The sequence below is a fragment of the Sporosarcina beigongshangi genome (genome assembly GCF_033485195.1).
GTDB classification, from domain to species: domain Bacteria; phylum Bacillota; class Bacilli; order Bacillales_A; family Planococcaceae; genus Sporosarcina; species Sporosarcina beigongshangi.
Genome location: NZ_JAWLIR010000040.1, coordinates 1 through 13,965 on the forward strand (window position 1 = coordinate 1; position 13,965 = coordinate 13,965).

A 13,965-nucleotide genomic window follows, 5' to 3' on the forward strand; every position below is an offset into this window, starting at 1 on the left:
AATGTAATAAATGAGGTGCTTATGCAATGGATACATTTAAACAGTCGATTTTTCAATTTATCAAAGAGTGGGCACTGATTGAGCCTGGAAGTCGTGTTCTTGTCGCGTGTTCAGGTGGTGTCGATTCGGTTGCGCTACTACATTTCATGGCTACGCATCGTGATAGAATGGATATTGAAGTCGCAGCTATTCATGTTGATCATATGCTGCGTGGAGAGGAATCGGCGGCAGATGGTGTTTTTGTTGAAGAATTATGTAGGGGGCTTGGGATTCCGTTTTTTGGTGGTCGTGTCCCTGTTCCTGAATTACTGGAGCAGGAAGGCGGCAATGTACAGGCTGTGTGCCGCGAAGGGAGATATGCCTTATTCGCGGAGGTCATGCAACAACAAGGCTACACAGTTTTGGTGACTGCGCACCATGCGGAGGATCAGCTAGAAACGGTCCTAATGCAAGTAGCGAAAGGGCGGCAGCCGTCTGGTATGCCTGTGAAGCGGGACGTCGATGGCGGCATTGTCATTCGTCCTTTTCTTTCTGTTGTGAAAGCAGAGCTTTACTTATATGTTGAAGAGCATGCCTTACAATACCGCGAAGACCCGAGTAATGAAAGTGATGCTTACATGCGCAACCGTTATCGTCACCATATCGTCCCGTTTATACTACGTGAAAACGCTGCAGCTGCTAAAAATGTAGTGAAAATGACCGGCTGGCTTCAGCAAGATGGAGAACTACTCGAAAAGTTAGCGATGGAGCAGTTTGAAAGAATCGTTGAATTCACAGCGGAAGGACTCCCCGTCGTTGACAGTGATGCTTTTTCTGATATGCACCTTGCTTTACAAAGGCGGGTGATTACACTACTATTGAAGTATCTTTATGATGGGGAAAGTGTACCCGTTGAATACAATTCCGTGCTTATAAGCCAGCTATTACATCACATCAGATCGCAGGATGGCACTGTATCCATCAACCTTCCACGCGGCTTTCGATTTATACGGGCATATAGTAAGCTGATGTTTGCTCGAGAGGTATCGCTCGAGGAAATGTCGATGGAGCGAGTATTCCCGCAAGGTAGCTGGACTCGTTGGGGGCATGAAGTAGAGCTTTACTGGAATACGGTGGATGATAGCAATGCAGAATTATTCATAGGTGCAGCCGACATAATGTATTTTGATCTGCCCGATGCCGCTTTTCCTTTACGTATTAGACAAAGAGAAGATGGCGATCGGATCTTGTTACCAGGTATGAGCCATTCGAAACGTTTATCTCGGCTATTTATCGACGATAAGGTGGAATTAGCTGAACGTGATCGCTTACCAATCATTGTTACAGCACTAGGAGAGGTTTGTGCGATTCCGGGGTTGCGTTATGGTGTGGCCTTTTCACGCAACAGGACAAAGCAGAGTCATTACATAGTTCTTACGAGAAAGTGCTAATTGACTTGGATGTTAGATGAAAGAGGAGGAATTTCGATGTTAGGGAAAGATATCGAAGAAGTCTTAATAACAGAACAACAGATTGAAGAGAAAATCCATGAGCTTGGTGCCACTTTGACCAAGGAATACCAAGATAAGTTCCCACTTGCAATTGGTGTGCTTAAAGGAGCTCTACCTTTCATGAGTGACCTTATCAAGCGTGTAGATGCATACATTGAACTTGATTTCATGGATGTATCAAGCTATGGCAATGCAACTGTTTCATCAGGCGAAGTGAAAATCGTCAAAGATTTGAACACAAGTGTCGAAGGACGCGACGTGCTCATCATTGAGGATATTATTGATAGTGGGAAAACGTTAAGTTATCTCGTTGAGCTGATGAAATATAGAAAAGCAAACTCCATTAAAATTGTTACACTACTGGATAAGCCAACTGGCCGGAAGGTAGATTTGAAGGCGGACTATGTTGGTTTCGTTGTACCGGACGCGTTCGTCGTTGGTTACGGATTGGATTACGCAGAAAAATATAGAAACTTACCTTATATTGGCGTGTTGAAAAAGGAAATCTATTCTTTCTAAACTTTCCGGAAAACTAACTTCTAAATAAGGCATTTTCTTTGTAGGTTGAATCAGACCTATGATAAGATTTACACTAGTTTTCTGTTTGAATGAAATGAGGAGGCTTGGGATGAATCGAATACTTCGATACTTTCTACTATACGGACTAATTTTCCTAGCAATCATGGGGATATTCAGTTCACTAAACAAAACAAATCCGAAAACGGAAGAAATTAACTACAGTGAGTTCATCGCTGCGATGGAAGACGGAACAATTAAGAGCATGGAGATCCAACCTGTTCAAGCCGTCTATCAAGTTAAAGGTGAGTTAGAAGGGTATGAGGAAGGCGAAACGTTTATAACGAACATTCCGCAAACCGATGAGGCTTTGATGGCTGATATTCGTAGTATCGCCAATAAATCAAAAATTAAAGTACTTGAAGCACCTTCAACGAGCGCTTGGGTATCCTTCTTTACAGGTCTTGTACCATTCATCATTATCTTCATCTTATTCTTCTTCTTGTTGAATCAAGCACAAGGTGGCGGCGGTGGCCGTGTGATGAATTTCGGTAAAAGTAAGGCGAAGCTGCATACAGATGATAAGAAAAAAGTTCGGTTTACAGATGTGGCCGGAGCAGACGAAGAAAAGGCGGAGCTTGTGGAAGTTGTTGACTTCCTTAAAGATTCACGTAAATTCGTTGAAGTCGGCGCGCGTATTCCAAAAGGAATTCTACTTGTTGGACCTCCTGGTACGGGTAAAACGTTGCTAGCACGTGCGGTTGCAGGTGAAGCGGGAGTACCGTTCTTCTCGATCTCTGGTTCTGATTTCGTAGAAATGTTCGTAGGGGTCGGTGCATCACGTGTACGTGACCTATTCGAAAATGCGAAAAAGAATGCACCTTGTATCATTTTCATCGATGAAATCGACGCGGTCGGTCGCCAACGTGGCGCTGGTCTTGGTGGTGGACATGATGAACGTGAACAAACATTGAACCAACTTCTTGTTGAAATGGATGGTTTTGGTGAAAATGAAGGCATTATCATCGTGGCGGCGACAAACCGTCCGGATATCCTTGACCCAGCACTTCTTCGTCCAGGACGTTTTGACCGTCAAATTACAGTAGGTCGTCCGGATGTTAAAGGAAGAGAAGCTGTACTAAAAGTGCATGCACGAAATAAGCCGCTTGACGATACTGTCAACTTGAAGGCACTTGCGCAGCGTACGCCTGGTTTCTCTGGTGCGGATCTTGAAAATTTGCTAAACGAAGCAGCACTAGTTGCTGCGAGACGTAGTAAAGTGAAAATTGATATGTCAGATATCGATGAGGCGACAGACCGCGTCATTGCGGGTCCTGCGAAGACGAGTCGCGTTATTTCTGAAAAAGAACGTAATATCGTAGCTTTCCACGAAGCGGGTCACGTCGTTGTTGGATTAACGCTTGACGATGCGGAAATCGTCCATAAGGTAACAATTGTTCCACGCGGTCAGGCGGGCGGTTATGCTGTCATGCTTCCGAAAGAGGACCGTTACTTCATGACGAAACCAGAGCTTTTGGATAAAATTTCAGGACTTCTTGGTGGTCGTGTAGCAGAAGAAATCGTTCTCGGCGAAGTTTCTACGGGTGCTCATAATGACTTCCAGCGCGCAACAGGTATTGCACGCTCGATGGTTACAGAGTACGGGATGAGTGACAAGCTTGGTCCGATGCAATTCGGTCAATCTCAAGGGCAAGTATTCCTTGGACGTGACTTTAACTCTGAGCAAAATTATTCCGAGTCGATTGCCTATGAAATTGACCAAGAAATGCAACGTATTATCAAGGAACAATATGCACGTACAAAAGAGATCCTTACAGAAAAACGTGAGTTGCTCGATTTGATTGCGACAACGCTTATGGAAGTTGAAACACTCGATGCTGAGCAAATTAACCATTTAAAAGATCATGGTACATTGCCTGATCGTCCGTATGGCCGTTATGGCTTGGACAATTTAGATGAAGATACTAAGAATGTAGATATTTCGAAAAGAGAAGATGATGAGGTAGTTATCTCTGAGTCGACTGGGGCGTCTACGGATCCATCAATTGGTGACTTGCCAAAAGAATCCGAAACGGATCCAGCGCTTAAACCGATTGAAGAAAAACGTGAAGATTGAATGATGAATTAGAGCTGATTGCTTCTTTTGAAGCAGTCAGCTTTTTTCTAGTTGTCTGTCTGTGGTATGATGTGTTGGAAAACATCGAAGTTAGCGAGGAAACCATTATGATTTTAGTGTTGGATACTGGGAATACCAATATTGTTCTTGGGGTCTATGAGCAAGGGCAACTTAAGCATCATTGGCGTATGGAAACGTATAGACATCGGACAGAAGACGAATATGCGATGGCGGTTAAATCGCTGTTTACTCACGTTGGCATCACTTTTGGGGATGTGACAGGCATTATCATTTCATCGGTTGTACCACCGGTAATGTTTCCGCTTGAACAGATGTGCAGAAAGTATTTTAATCAAAAACCACTGATTGTTGGGCCGGGCGTTAAAACGGGCTTGAACATTAAGTATGAAAATCCACGTGAAGTAGGTGCGGACCGCATTGTAAATGCTGTTGCCGCTATTCACGAATACAGCTACCCGCTAATCGTTGTCGATTTTGGAACAGCGACTACCTACTGCTTTGTCAATGAAAAAGGAGAATATATGGGCGGAGCAATTGCGCCTGGTATCGGTATTTCGATGGAAGCTTTATTTGATCGAGCCTCTAAATTGCCGCGTATTGAATTGACAAAGCCGGATCATGTTATAGGAAAAAATACGGTTGCAGCGATGCAAGCGGGAATTGTTTATGGGTATGTTGGGCAAGTTGAGGGAATCGTTGCGCGTATGAAAGCACAAAGTAAGGTAGAGCCGACCGTTATTGCCACTGGCGGTCTTGCCGATTTGATTGCAAGTGAAACGAAGGTTATTGATGTTGTTGATAATTTCCTGACGTTAAAAGGGCTTCATTTAATTTACGAACGAAACATGTAAAAGGAGAATATGACTTATGAGTGATTATTTAGTAAAAGCGTTGGCGTTCGATGGGACAATTCGAGCTTATGCAGTTCGTTCTACAGAGACTGTTGCCGAGGTTCAACGCCGCCATGCGATGTGGCCAACAGCGACGGCTGCTTTAGGTCGTTCTATGACTGCAGCTGTGATGATGGGAGCAATGGTAAAAGGTGAAGATAAGCTGACAATTAAAATTGAGGGCGGTGGCCCGATTGGTTCAATGATTATTGATGCGAATGCGCACGGAGAAGTTCGCGGTTATGCAACACACCCGCAAACGCATTTCGATTTGAATGACCAAGGAAAACTCGATGTGAGACGTGCAGTTGGAACTGAAGGTATGTTGACGGTTGTCAAAGACCTTGGCTTGCGTGATTTCTTTACAGGTCAAGTACCAATTGTTTCGGGTGAAATTGCTGAAGATTTTACAGAGTACTTTGTTGTTTCTGAACAGGTACCTTCCGCCGTAGGACTTGGTGTTCTTGTGAATCCTGATAATACGGCGAAAGCAGCTGGGGGTTTCGTTATCCAAGTGATGCCAGGGGCGACGGATGAAACGATTGAGAAAGTGGAAGAACGTATTTCTACTGTCGAACCGATTTCTAAACTGATTGACCGTGGTTTAACGCCGGAGGAAATTCTTGGCGAAGTACTCGGCGCAGAAAATGTCGAGATACTGGATCGGATGGATGTTGCGTTTACGTGTAATTGTTCAAAGGAACGATTTGGCGATGCAATTATTGGACTTGGAGAGCAAGAAATTCGTGAGATGATTGATGAGGATGGAAAAGCGGAAGCGCACTGCCATTTCTGTCTGGAGACGTATGTATATCCGAAGGAAGAATTGGAAGGCTTTATCAATGAAATACAGTCGGAATCCTAAATCGGAACTGGCTAGTTCGCAAAAGCGCAAACTAAAGACGAAACCGCTCCTTCTGTTAATAGGTATCCTCTTTGCTTTTAATGTTTTGTGGTTTATTGGCTGGCTGATACCCGATCAGAAGCCTAAACAGACGGGTGAGGAAGTGGCGTCGGTTGCGGGCGAGCCGATCACGAGAGAACAATGGATGACCGCGATGGAAAAGGAAGTAGGGCGTGAGACTCTGCTTGAACTTGTCAATAACAAGGTGATGGAGGTCGCTGCGAAGCGACATGAAATCGACGTATCTGACAAAGAAATCGACCTCGAAGTAGCACTTATTCGCTCGGTGGATGGTCGCTCCTATACAGGTTTAGATATGGAGAAAATGCGTCAAAAAATTCGTGCCAATCTCATCCTTGAAAAAGTGCTGACGAAGGACATCGTCGTTGAGGATGCTGCGATTGAGGAGCATTATGATGAAAATGCTTCACTTTATAATATTTCAACTGCCTATCGAACGGCCATTATCGTTGTTCCGACGCAAGACGAAGCGAAGCAAACCGTGGAGGAGCTGTCGAAAGGATCGAGCTTCGATGTGCTAGCGAAAGAACGTTCAACGGATTTTGCTTCCGCAAGTCTTGGTGGAGACATTGGTTATGTGAATAAATCGACTGATGCCATCGATAAGGAAATTGTAAAGGCGGCAGTCGATATGAAAAGTGCTTCAACGAGTGGAGTTATCACTTTGAGTGACGGTACGTTTGCGGTTATCCATGTAAGTGAAGTGATAGAAGGTCAGTCATTTACATTGAATGAGGTAAACGGTCATATTAGACGTGAGCTTGCATTGGAGCAACTTCCGCAATCTGTGAACCCGGAGGCATTTTGGGATGAATTTGACGCCAAGTGGTTTTATAGTAAATAACAGTGCTGTTCAGAAGCTGATTATAATCGGTAAATCTGAACAGTTTTTTTGGCTAGAGACTGATGCAAAATAAATGTAAGGAATCATTTGACAACGAGCATAATATGATAGTATCATTAATTAAACAAAGCATATCAAAATAGTAGGGATTGGGAGAGGATAAGGATGACGTTAGTTGGAAACTCTGTTGTAGACTTGGTTGGAAAGACACCACTTGTTAAATTGAATAGATTGACGGGACCGGAGGATGCAGAAGTCTATTTGAAACTGGAGTACTTCAATCCGGGTTCTAGTGTGAAAGATCGTATTGCACTTGCGATGATTGAAGCGGCTGAAAAATCCGGAGATCTCAAAGAAGGTGGTACAATTATTGAGCCGACAAGTGGAAACACGGGGATTGGTCTTGCAATGATTGCGGCTGCAAAAGGATATAAAGCTGTGCTAGTCATGCCAGATACGATGAGTACGGAACGTCGTAATTTGTTGCGTGCATATGGTGCAGATCTTATTTTGACACCAGGTGCTGAAGGAATGAAAGGTGCCATTGCTAAGGCGGATGAACTAGCGAAAGAGAATGGCTGGTACGTTCCACAGCAATTTAATAATGAAGCAAATCCGGAAATTCACCGTTTGACAACAGGTCCTGAAATTGCAGATGCGCTTGATCGTGTCGATGCGTTCGTTTCTGGTATTGGAACAGGCGGTACAATTACGGGAGCAGGAAGTGTCTTGAAAGAGCGTTTTCCTGAGGTTAAGATTATTGCAGTTGAACCGACAGACTCAGCTGTCCTTTCTGGTGGCAAACCAGGACCGCATAAAATTCAAGGGATTGGTGCAGGGTTCGTACCTAAGGTTCTTGATACAGCAATTTATGATGAAATTGCTTTAGTAACAAATGATGAGGCGTATGATACAGCAAGGCGTGCAGCGCGTGAAGAGGGAATTCTAGGTGGGGTTTCATCTGGGGCGGCCATTTTCGTAGCACTGCAAGCGGCGAAGAAGCTAGGTAAAGGAAAGAAAGTTGTGGCGATTCTTCCATCGAACGGTGAACGTTATTTGAGTACACCGCTTTATCAATTCGACGAAGAGTAATAGTGAAGGAGGGGGAGCCAAGGTGCTCCTTCTTTTTTTTGCCTAGACTCCAGCGCTTTTCTTAGTGGCGTGAAATGCCTTTTAAGAGGTAAAATGAAGATACTAATTGTTAAGCAGGGGGAATAAGGATGCAAGGACAACAACCAGTGTATACAACGGCGGAAATGACGAAAGAACAATTTTTCTATGCGTATAAAGAATTGGCGCATCAAAATGAGCGTCACTTACTCCTTGAAAGTGGACGGAGTGGTGCGTTATGTATGGCTGGGATTGATCCGCTTGTTACATTGCAAACACTTGAAGGTGATAAATTAAAACTTGTTTGGCGCGATGGAACAGAAGAAGTACGCCAAGGAGAGCCGTTGGCGTTATTGAACGATATCGCCCGTTCATTCGAAATGGAGACAATTTCGGAGTTGCCGGATTTTCAAGGTGGATTAATGGGTTTCATCAGCTATGATTATGCGCGCCGCTATGAACCAATCCTGGTAGATTCAGTAGATGATTTGGAGACACCTGACCTCTATTTCTATTTATTTGATCGCTGGGCTGTGTTGGATATGCAAGCGGAAACCGCCTATTTTATGGCGCTGCCGAATCGTGACTTAGAAGTTGAAAATTTGAAAAGTGAATGGCTAGCTGCAGCTTCGGAGGGATTGAAAAAACAAGTTTTCGCGCCAGGAAAAGCGGTCGAAGTTTCTTCGGCATCAGATGACCTTGAAGTAGCAGTAACGGGACCGCAATTTGAGCAAATGGTACGTGATGTGCAAAGCTATATTGCCAGTGGCGATGTTGTGCAAGTGAATTTATCTGTACGACAATCAAAGCCATTGGCGGCGCAACCGCTTGACATGTATGAGGCGCTTCGTTCATTTAACCCATCGCCTTATATGGCGTCGATTGGCGCTCCGGAATTTGCGGTCGTTTCAGGCTCGCCTGAGTTATTGCTTAAAAAACGCGGGGATGAATTAAGTACGCGACCGATTGGTGGGACAAGACCTAGAGGGGTAAATGATGAAGAAGATGCCGCGCTGAAGGCGGAGTTATTGTCGAATGATAAAGAGACGGGCGAGCATATTATGCTAGTCGACTTGGAAAAGGAAGATTTCGAGCGTGTTTGCGCACCGGGGACAGTGGAAACAGACGAATTTATGGTCGTGGAAAAATATTCACATGTCATGCATTTAGTATCGAATGTTCGCGGAACGGCGGCATCCGGTATATCGAATGCGGATATTATTAAAGGCGTTTTCCCGGGGGGATCCATTACAGGTTCTCCTAAATTGCGGACGATGGAAATCATCGAGGAATTGGAGCCGACGCGTAGAGGTCTATATACAGGGTCGATTGGTTGGTTCGGCTTTAACGGGGATCTGGAGTTGAATATTGTGATCCGCACGGCCTATATCAAAGATGGCATCGCGCATATTCAGGCGGGGGCTGGTTTGGTCGCTGATTCAGTGCCGGAAGCCGAGTATATCGAGTCATTGAATAAAGCAAAAGCGTTATGGCAGGCAAAAGCGATGGCGGAACATTGACAACGGAGGGTGTAGTATGTGGTGTTGGATGAATGGTGAATTCACGCGAGCGGAGGATTTGAGAATATCTCCGTTTGATCACGGTTTTCTTTATGGAGCAGGATTTTTTGAAACATTTCGGACATACGACGGCAACGTATTGTTGTTTGATGAGCATATGGAGCGTTTACATGCTGCCCTCACGGAGTACCGAATTGCGATGCCTTATACAAATGCGGAAATTCTAGCTGTCGTAAAGACGCTTGATGAAAAGTCGGGGAATACAGATGGCTATTTTCGTCTCAATGTTTCAGCGGGTGTCCACGATATAGGTCTAGCACCTTCAATGTATGCAACGCCGAATGTTATTTTGTTCAGAAAAGAGTTGGCTCTGGCTGTTCCAGGTATGGTGAAAAGGGCGGTTTGGCTCGATACGCCGCGCAATCTACCAGAAAGTACAGTGCGTCACAAATCACATAATTTCTTAAATAATGTGCGCGGGCGGTTGGAATTGCCTTCGCTAAAAGACGTAGAGGGACTGTTTGTGACAAGTGAAGGATTTGTTGCGGAAGGTGTGACGTCAAACGTCTTTTGGCTGAGGGATGGCGAATTATTCACACCGGCGATTAAAACGGGAATTTTGCCAGGAACGACGCGTGCGTTTATCACCGAGTTGGCTAGGTCTGCTGGGATTGCAGTTCATGAAGGTTTTTATGGCAAAGAGCATCTGGAATCTGCGGACGAGGTATTTGTCACGAATGCTGTGCAGGAGCTCGTACCGTTAGCGGCAATCGGGGACCACTTGCTTCGAGGGGCTTCAGGGGATTATTATCAAAAGCTTCATGAATTATATAGACAGGCGATTGAGGGTATGAAAGAAGGCGACAATTAATGGAATTAGCGAATGCGCGTGGTGTGTACAAATTTGGCAAGACGGAAATGGATTTTCATAAAGAAACGGTGATCATGGGTATTTTAAATGTAACACCAGATTCCTTTTCGGATGGTGGAAAATTTGGGCAGATGGATGCGGCCCTTGAACGTGTGGAAGGAATGCTTCGTGATGGGGCGAAAATTATTGATATCGGTGGGGAGTCAACGCGACCAGGGCATGCGCCAGTTTCATTGGCACAGGAGCTTGAACGAACGGTGCCGATTATTGAAGCGATCACCAAAGAATTTGACTGTGTGGTGTCGATTGATACATATAAAGCGAGAGTAGCAGAAGAGGCTATTAAAGCGGGTGCGCAAATCATTAACGATATATGGGGTGCGAAACGTGAGCCAGCTATCGCAGATGTTGCGGCGAAATACAAGGTTCCTATTATTCTGATGCATAACCGTGACAAGGCGGAGTATGAGGAACCTTTCATGGACGCGGTTGTAGCAGATTTGGAAGAAAGTGTCGGCATTGCGATTGAGGCGGGTGTTACGCATGATCATATCTGGTTAGATCCTGGCATCGGGTTTGCGCGAGATACGATGCAAAATATATGGACGATGCAAGGGTTGCGTCGTATTTCTGATATGGGGTATCCGGTTTTATTAGGAACTTCACGCAAATCATTGATTGGTAATGTGCTAGAGCTGCCTGTCGAGGAGCGATTGGAAGGTACGGGTGCGACAGTTTGTTACGGTATTGAGCATGGCTGTCATATTATGCGTGTTCACGATGTGAAGGAAATCGCGAGGATGGCAAAAATGATGGATGTCTTAACGGGGAAAACGGTATTTGAAGGGTAGGAGAAGTATGGATTATATTCATCTAAACGAAATGGAATTCTACGGTTATCATGGGGCGTTGCCTGAGGAAAATAAATTGGGACAGCGTTTTCGTGTGACGGTGTCGATAGCGACGGATCTTTCTGAAGCGGGGAAAACCGATAATCTAGATAAAACTGTGAACTACGCAGAGGTGTATCGAGTTTGTCAGTTAATTGTGGAAGGTGAGCCGATGAAATTGATTGAAACGGTTGCGGAAAAGATTGCTACTAATGTCATGGAAGAGTTCGCCGCCAAAGTGACGGGCGTCCGTGTTGTGTTGATCAAACCGGACCCGCCGATTCCGGGTCATTACGCATCAGTGTCTGTCGATATTATAAGAGGACGTTTCGTATGACAGTAGCGTATCTGTCGATTGGTTCGAATATCGGTGATCGGCTGGAGCATTTAGTTGAGGCGGTAAGGGCACTTCAGTTGTATGATGGGGTGGAGGTACTCGCTGTTTCTTCTATATATGAAACCGCGCCTGTTGGATATACAGATCAGGCGGATTTTTTGAATGTGGTCGTCTGTTTGGAAACGGTTGCGGTTGCGCAGGTATTATTGGAGATTTGTCAAACGGTTGAGCGAGAGCTTGGTCGGGTGCGGACGGTGAGATGGGGTCCTCGAACGGTTGACCTTGACATTTTACTTTATAGTACCGACAATATTGAAGAAGAGAATTTAGTCATTCCACATCCGCGTATGCATGAGCGGGCGTTTGTTCTCATTCCGCTTTTGGAAATCGCTCCTACAATCGCCCATCCGGTGACGGGGAAATCATTTTCGAAGGAAGCTGCTGTTCAAGACAGTGGTGTAATGCTTTGGAAGAAGGTTGACGGAGTCGAGCAATTCCTGCAATTAAAGGGATGAAGCGACTCTAGCTATATAGTAATGAGCCGGGCTGCCATGTACTATTTGGTGGCCCTTTTTATTGCACGTGAGAAGTAAAGCGTGTCGAGGTGGCGCAAATTGTGTACAATAGGTGCATACTGTTAAAAGGATAAATGATGAAGGAGTGAAGGAAATGTCCCATTTGGATGAATTAAATGATCAGTTACTGGTGAGACGCCAGAAGATGGAAGATATACGGGAGAGTGGATTAGATCCATTCGGCTCAAGATTTGAACGCACTCATCTATCCAATGAAATACTGGAGAAATACGAAGCTCTTTCAAAGGAAGAGCTAGATGAAACGCCGCATGAAGTGAAAATTGCGGGACGTATTATGACGAAGCGTGGAAAAGGGAAAGCTGGCTTTGCGCATCTGCAAGACCTTGGTGGTCAGGTTCAAATCTACGTAAGGCAAGATGCGATCGGTGAAGAGGCGTATGGGCTATTCAATAGTGCGGATCTTGGCGATATCATTGGAATTTCAGGAGTGGTCTTTAAAACAAAAGTTGGAGAACTATCCATTAAAGCGACGGAATTTACATTCCTAACAAAAGCATTACGTCCGCTACCGGAGAAATTCCACGGGTTAAAAGACGTCGAGCAACGTTACCGTCAGCGTTATTTAGATTTAATTTCAACAGAAGGCAGTAAAGAGACGTTCATCTTAAGAAGTAAGATTATCCAATCAATGCGTCGTTACTTAGATGGACAAGGTTTTCTTGAAGTTGAAACGCCGATGCTACATTCGATTGCAGGCGGAGCGTCAGCACGTCCATTCATCACGCATCACAATGCGCTAGATATGGAACTGTATATGCGGATTGCGATTGAGCTTCATTTGAAACGCCTCATCGTAGGTGGGCTTGAGAAGGTCTATGAAATTGGACGCGTATTCCGTAACGAAGGAATTTCAACACGTCATAACCCTGAATTTACAATGATTGAATTATATGAGGCGTATGCGGATTACAATGACATCATGGCGCTAACGGAAAACATGGTAGCTCATATTGCACAAGAAGTACTCGGTACAACACAAGTGCAATACGGGGAAGATACAATTGAATTGGCACCAGGTTGGACGCGTCTTCATATGGTTGATGCGATAAAACAATACACAGGCGTAGACTTCTGGAAAGAGATGTCGAAGGAAGAAGCGCATGTGTTAGCTAAAGAGCATAACGTAGAAGTAACTCCAATGATGGAGGTTGGCCACGTGTTAAATGAATTCTTTGAGCAAAAAGTAGAAGAACAGCTTGTGCAACCAACATTTATCTTTGGTCATCCAGTTGAGATTTCACCGCTTGCGAAGAAAAATTCGGAGGATGGTCGCTTCACGGATCGTTTTGAATTGTTCATCGTCCGCCGTGAACACGCTAATGCCTTCACGGAGCTTAATGATCCAATCGATCAGCGTCAACGCTTTGAAGCTCAAATGGTTGAAAAAGAGCAGGGTAATGATGAAGCGCATGAAATGGATAATGACTTTATAGAAGCTTTAGAATATGGATTACCACCTACCGGTGGCCTCGGGATTGGTGTCGATCGTCTTGTCATGCTATTGACTAATGCACAATCAATTCGTGATATCCTGCTATTCCCGCAAATGCGTTCAAGAGACTAAAACTGATAATCACCGCGTAAAGCCATGTGAATGTGCTTTGCGTGGTTTTTTTATTTAGGAAGAAAAATTTAAAATAAGTATTGCAATCGAAAGGGGGGGATGGTATATTAAAAAACGTTGCACTTCCGACATATTAAAACAATGAAAAAGAGATTAAATTTAGTTGTTGACTTGTATCCGGCAGGATGTTAGGATATAAAGCGTCGCACTTTTGGTGTGAGAAACAACGAAAAAGAAATTGAAATTAGTTGTTG

General features: G+C 44.5%; 13 protein-coding genes. All 13 read left to right on the top strand.

What is annotated here, in order from left to right:
- Positions 1-26: 26 nt before the first annotated feature.
- The 13 genes from tilS to lysS all read left to right on the top strand — a co-directional run bounded on the left by tilS (position 27) and on the right by lysS (position 13,711).
- A complete protein-coding gene (tilS, locus tag R2B77_RS15240; RefSeq protein WP_203248983.1) occupies positions 27-1,430 on the top strand; it encodes a tRNA lysidine(34) synthetase TilS in 1,404 nt (467 codons plus the stop codon).
- A 36-nt stretch (positions 1,431-1,466) separates the two neighbouring features.
- A complete protein-coding gene (gene hpt, locus R2B77_RS15245; RefSeq protein ID WP_203248984.1) occupies positions 1,467-2,009 on the top strand; it encodes a hypoxanthine phosphoribosyltransferase in 543 nt (180 codons plus the stop codon).
- A gap of 109 nt (positions 2,010-2,118) precedes the next feature.
- Positions 2,119-4,143, top strand: a complete 2,025-nt coding sequence (ftsH, locus tag R2B77_RS15250) for an ATP-dependent zinc metalloprotease FtsH (protein ID WP_203248985.1) — start codon at positions 2,119-2,121, stop codon at positions 4,141-4,143.
- Positions 4,144-4,250: 107 nt separating this feature from the next.
- Positions 4,251-5,015, top strand: coding sequence for a type III pantothenate kinase (locus tag R2B77_RS15255; RefSeq protein ID WP_203248995.1), 765 nt, complete (start codon positions 4,251-4,253; stop codon positions 5,013-5,015).
- Between the two features lie 16 nt (positions 5,016-5,031).
- On the top strand, positions 5,032-5,919 hold the full coding sequence (gene hslO, locus R2B77_RS15260; RefSeq protein ID WP_203248986.1) for an Hsp33 family molecular chaperone HslO: 888 nt from the start codon (positions 5,032-5,034) through the stop codon (positions 5,917-5,919).
- A complete protein-coding gene (locus tag R2B77_RS15265; protein ID WP_203248987.1) occupies positions 5,897-6,823 on the top strand; it encodes a peptidyl-prolyl cis-trans isomerase in 927 nt (308 codons plus the stop codon). The genes hslO and R2B77_RS15265 overlap by 23 nt, the downstream gene beginning before the upstream one ends.
- A 165-nt stretch (positions 6,824-6,988) precedes the next feature.
- Positions 6,989-7,915 (top strand): cysteine synthase A, encoded by a 927-nt coding sequence (gene cysK / locus R2B77_RS15270; protein ID WP_203248988.1) that lies wholly within the window; start codon positions 6,989-6,991, stop codon positions 7,913-7,915.
- 128 nt (positions 7,916-8,043) lie between these two features.
- Entirely contained in the window at positions 8,044-9,453 is a 1,410-nt protein-coding gene (locus R2B77_RS15275; protein ID WP_203248989.1) for an anthranilate synthase component I family protein, read from the top strand.
- A 16-nt stretch (positions 9,454-9,469) separates the two neighbouring features.
- Positions 9,470-10,324 (top strand): aminodeoxychorismate lyase, encoded by an 855-nt coding sequence (pabC, locus tag R2B77_RS15280; RefSeq protein WP_203248990.1) that lies wholly within the window; start codon positions 9,470-9,472, stop codon positions 10,322-10,324.
- The gene (folP, locus tag R2B77_RS15285; protein ID WP_203248991.1) at positions 10,324-11,175 is read left to right on the top strand and encodes a dihydropteroate synthase; all 852 of its coding nucleotides are present in this window, start codon (positions 10,324-10,326) and stop codon (positions 11,173-11,175) included. Before pabC ends, folP begins: the two co-directional genes overlap by 1 nt.
- Positions 11,176-11,182: 7 nt before the next feature.
- Positions 11,183-11,551, top strand: coding sequence for a dihydroneopterin aldolase (gene folB / locus R2B77_RS15290; RefSeq protein WP_203248992.1), 369 nt, complete (start codon positions 11,183-11,185; stop codon positions 11,549-11,551).
- Positions 11,548-12,066: a 2-amino-4-hydroxy-6-hydroxymethyldihydropteridine diphosphokinase gene (gene folK, locus R2B77_RS15295; RefSeq protein WP_203248993.1), complete on the top strand. Its 519-nt coding sequence runs from the start codon at positions 11,548-11,550 to the stop codon at positions 12,064-12,066. Before folB ends, folK begins: the two co-directional genes overlap by 4 nt.
- Positions 12,067-12,220: 154 nt before the next feature.
- Positions 12,221-13,711 (top strand): lysine--tRNA ligase, encoded by a 1,491-nt coding sequence (lysS, locus tag R2B77_RS15300; RefSeq protein WP_212391886.1) that lies wholly within the window; start codon positions 12,221-12,223, stop codon positions 13,709-13,711.
- Positions 13,712-13,965: the final 254 nt, after the last annotated feature.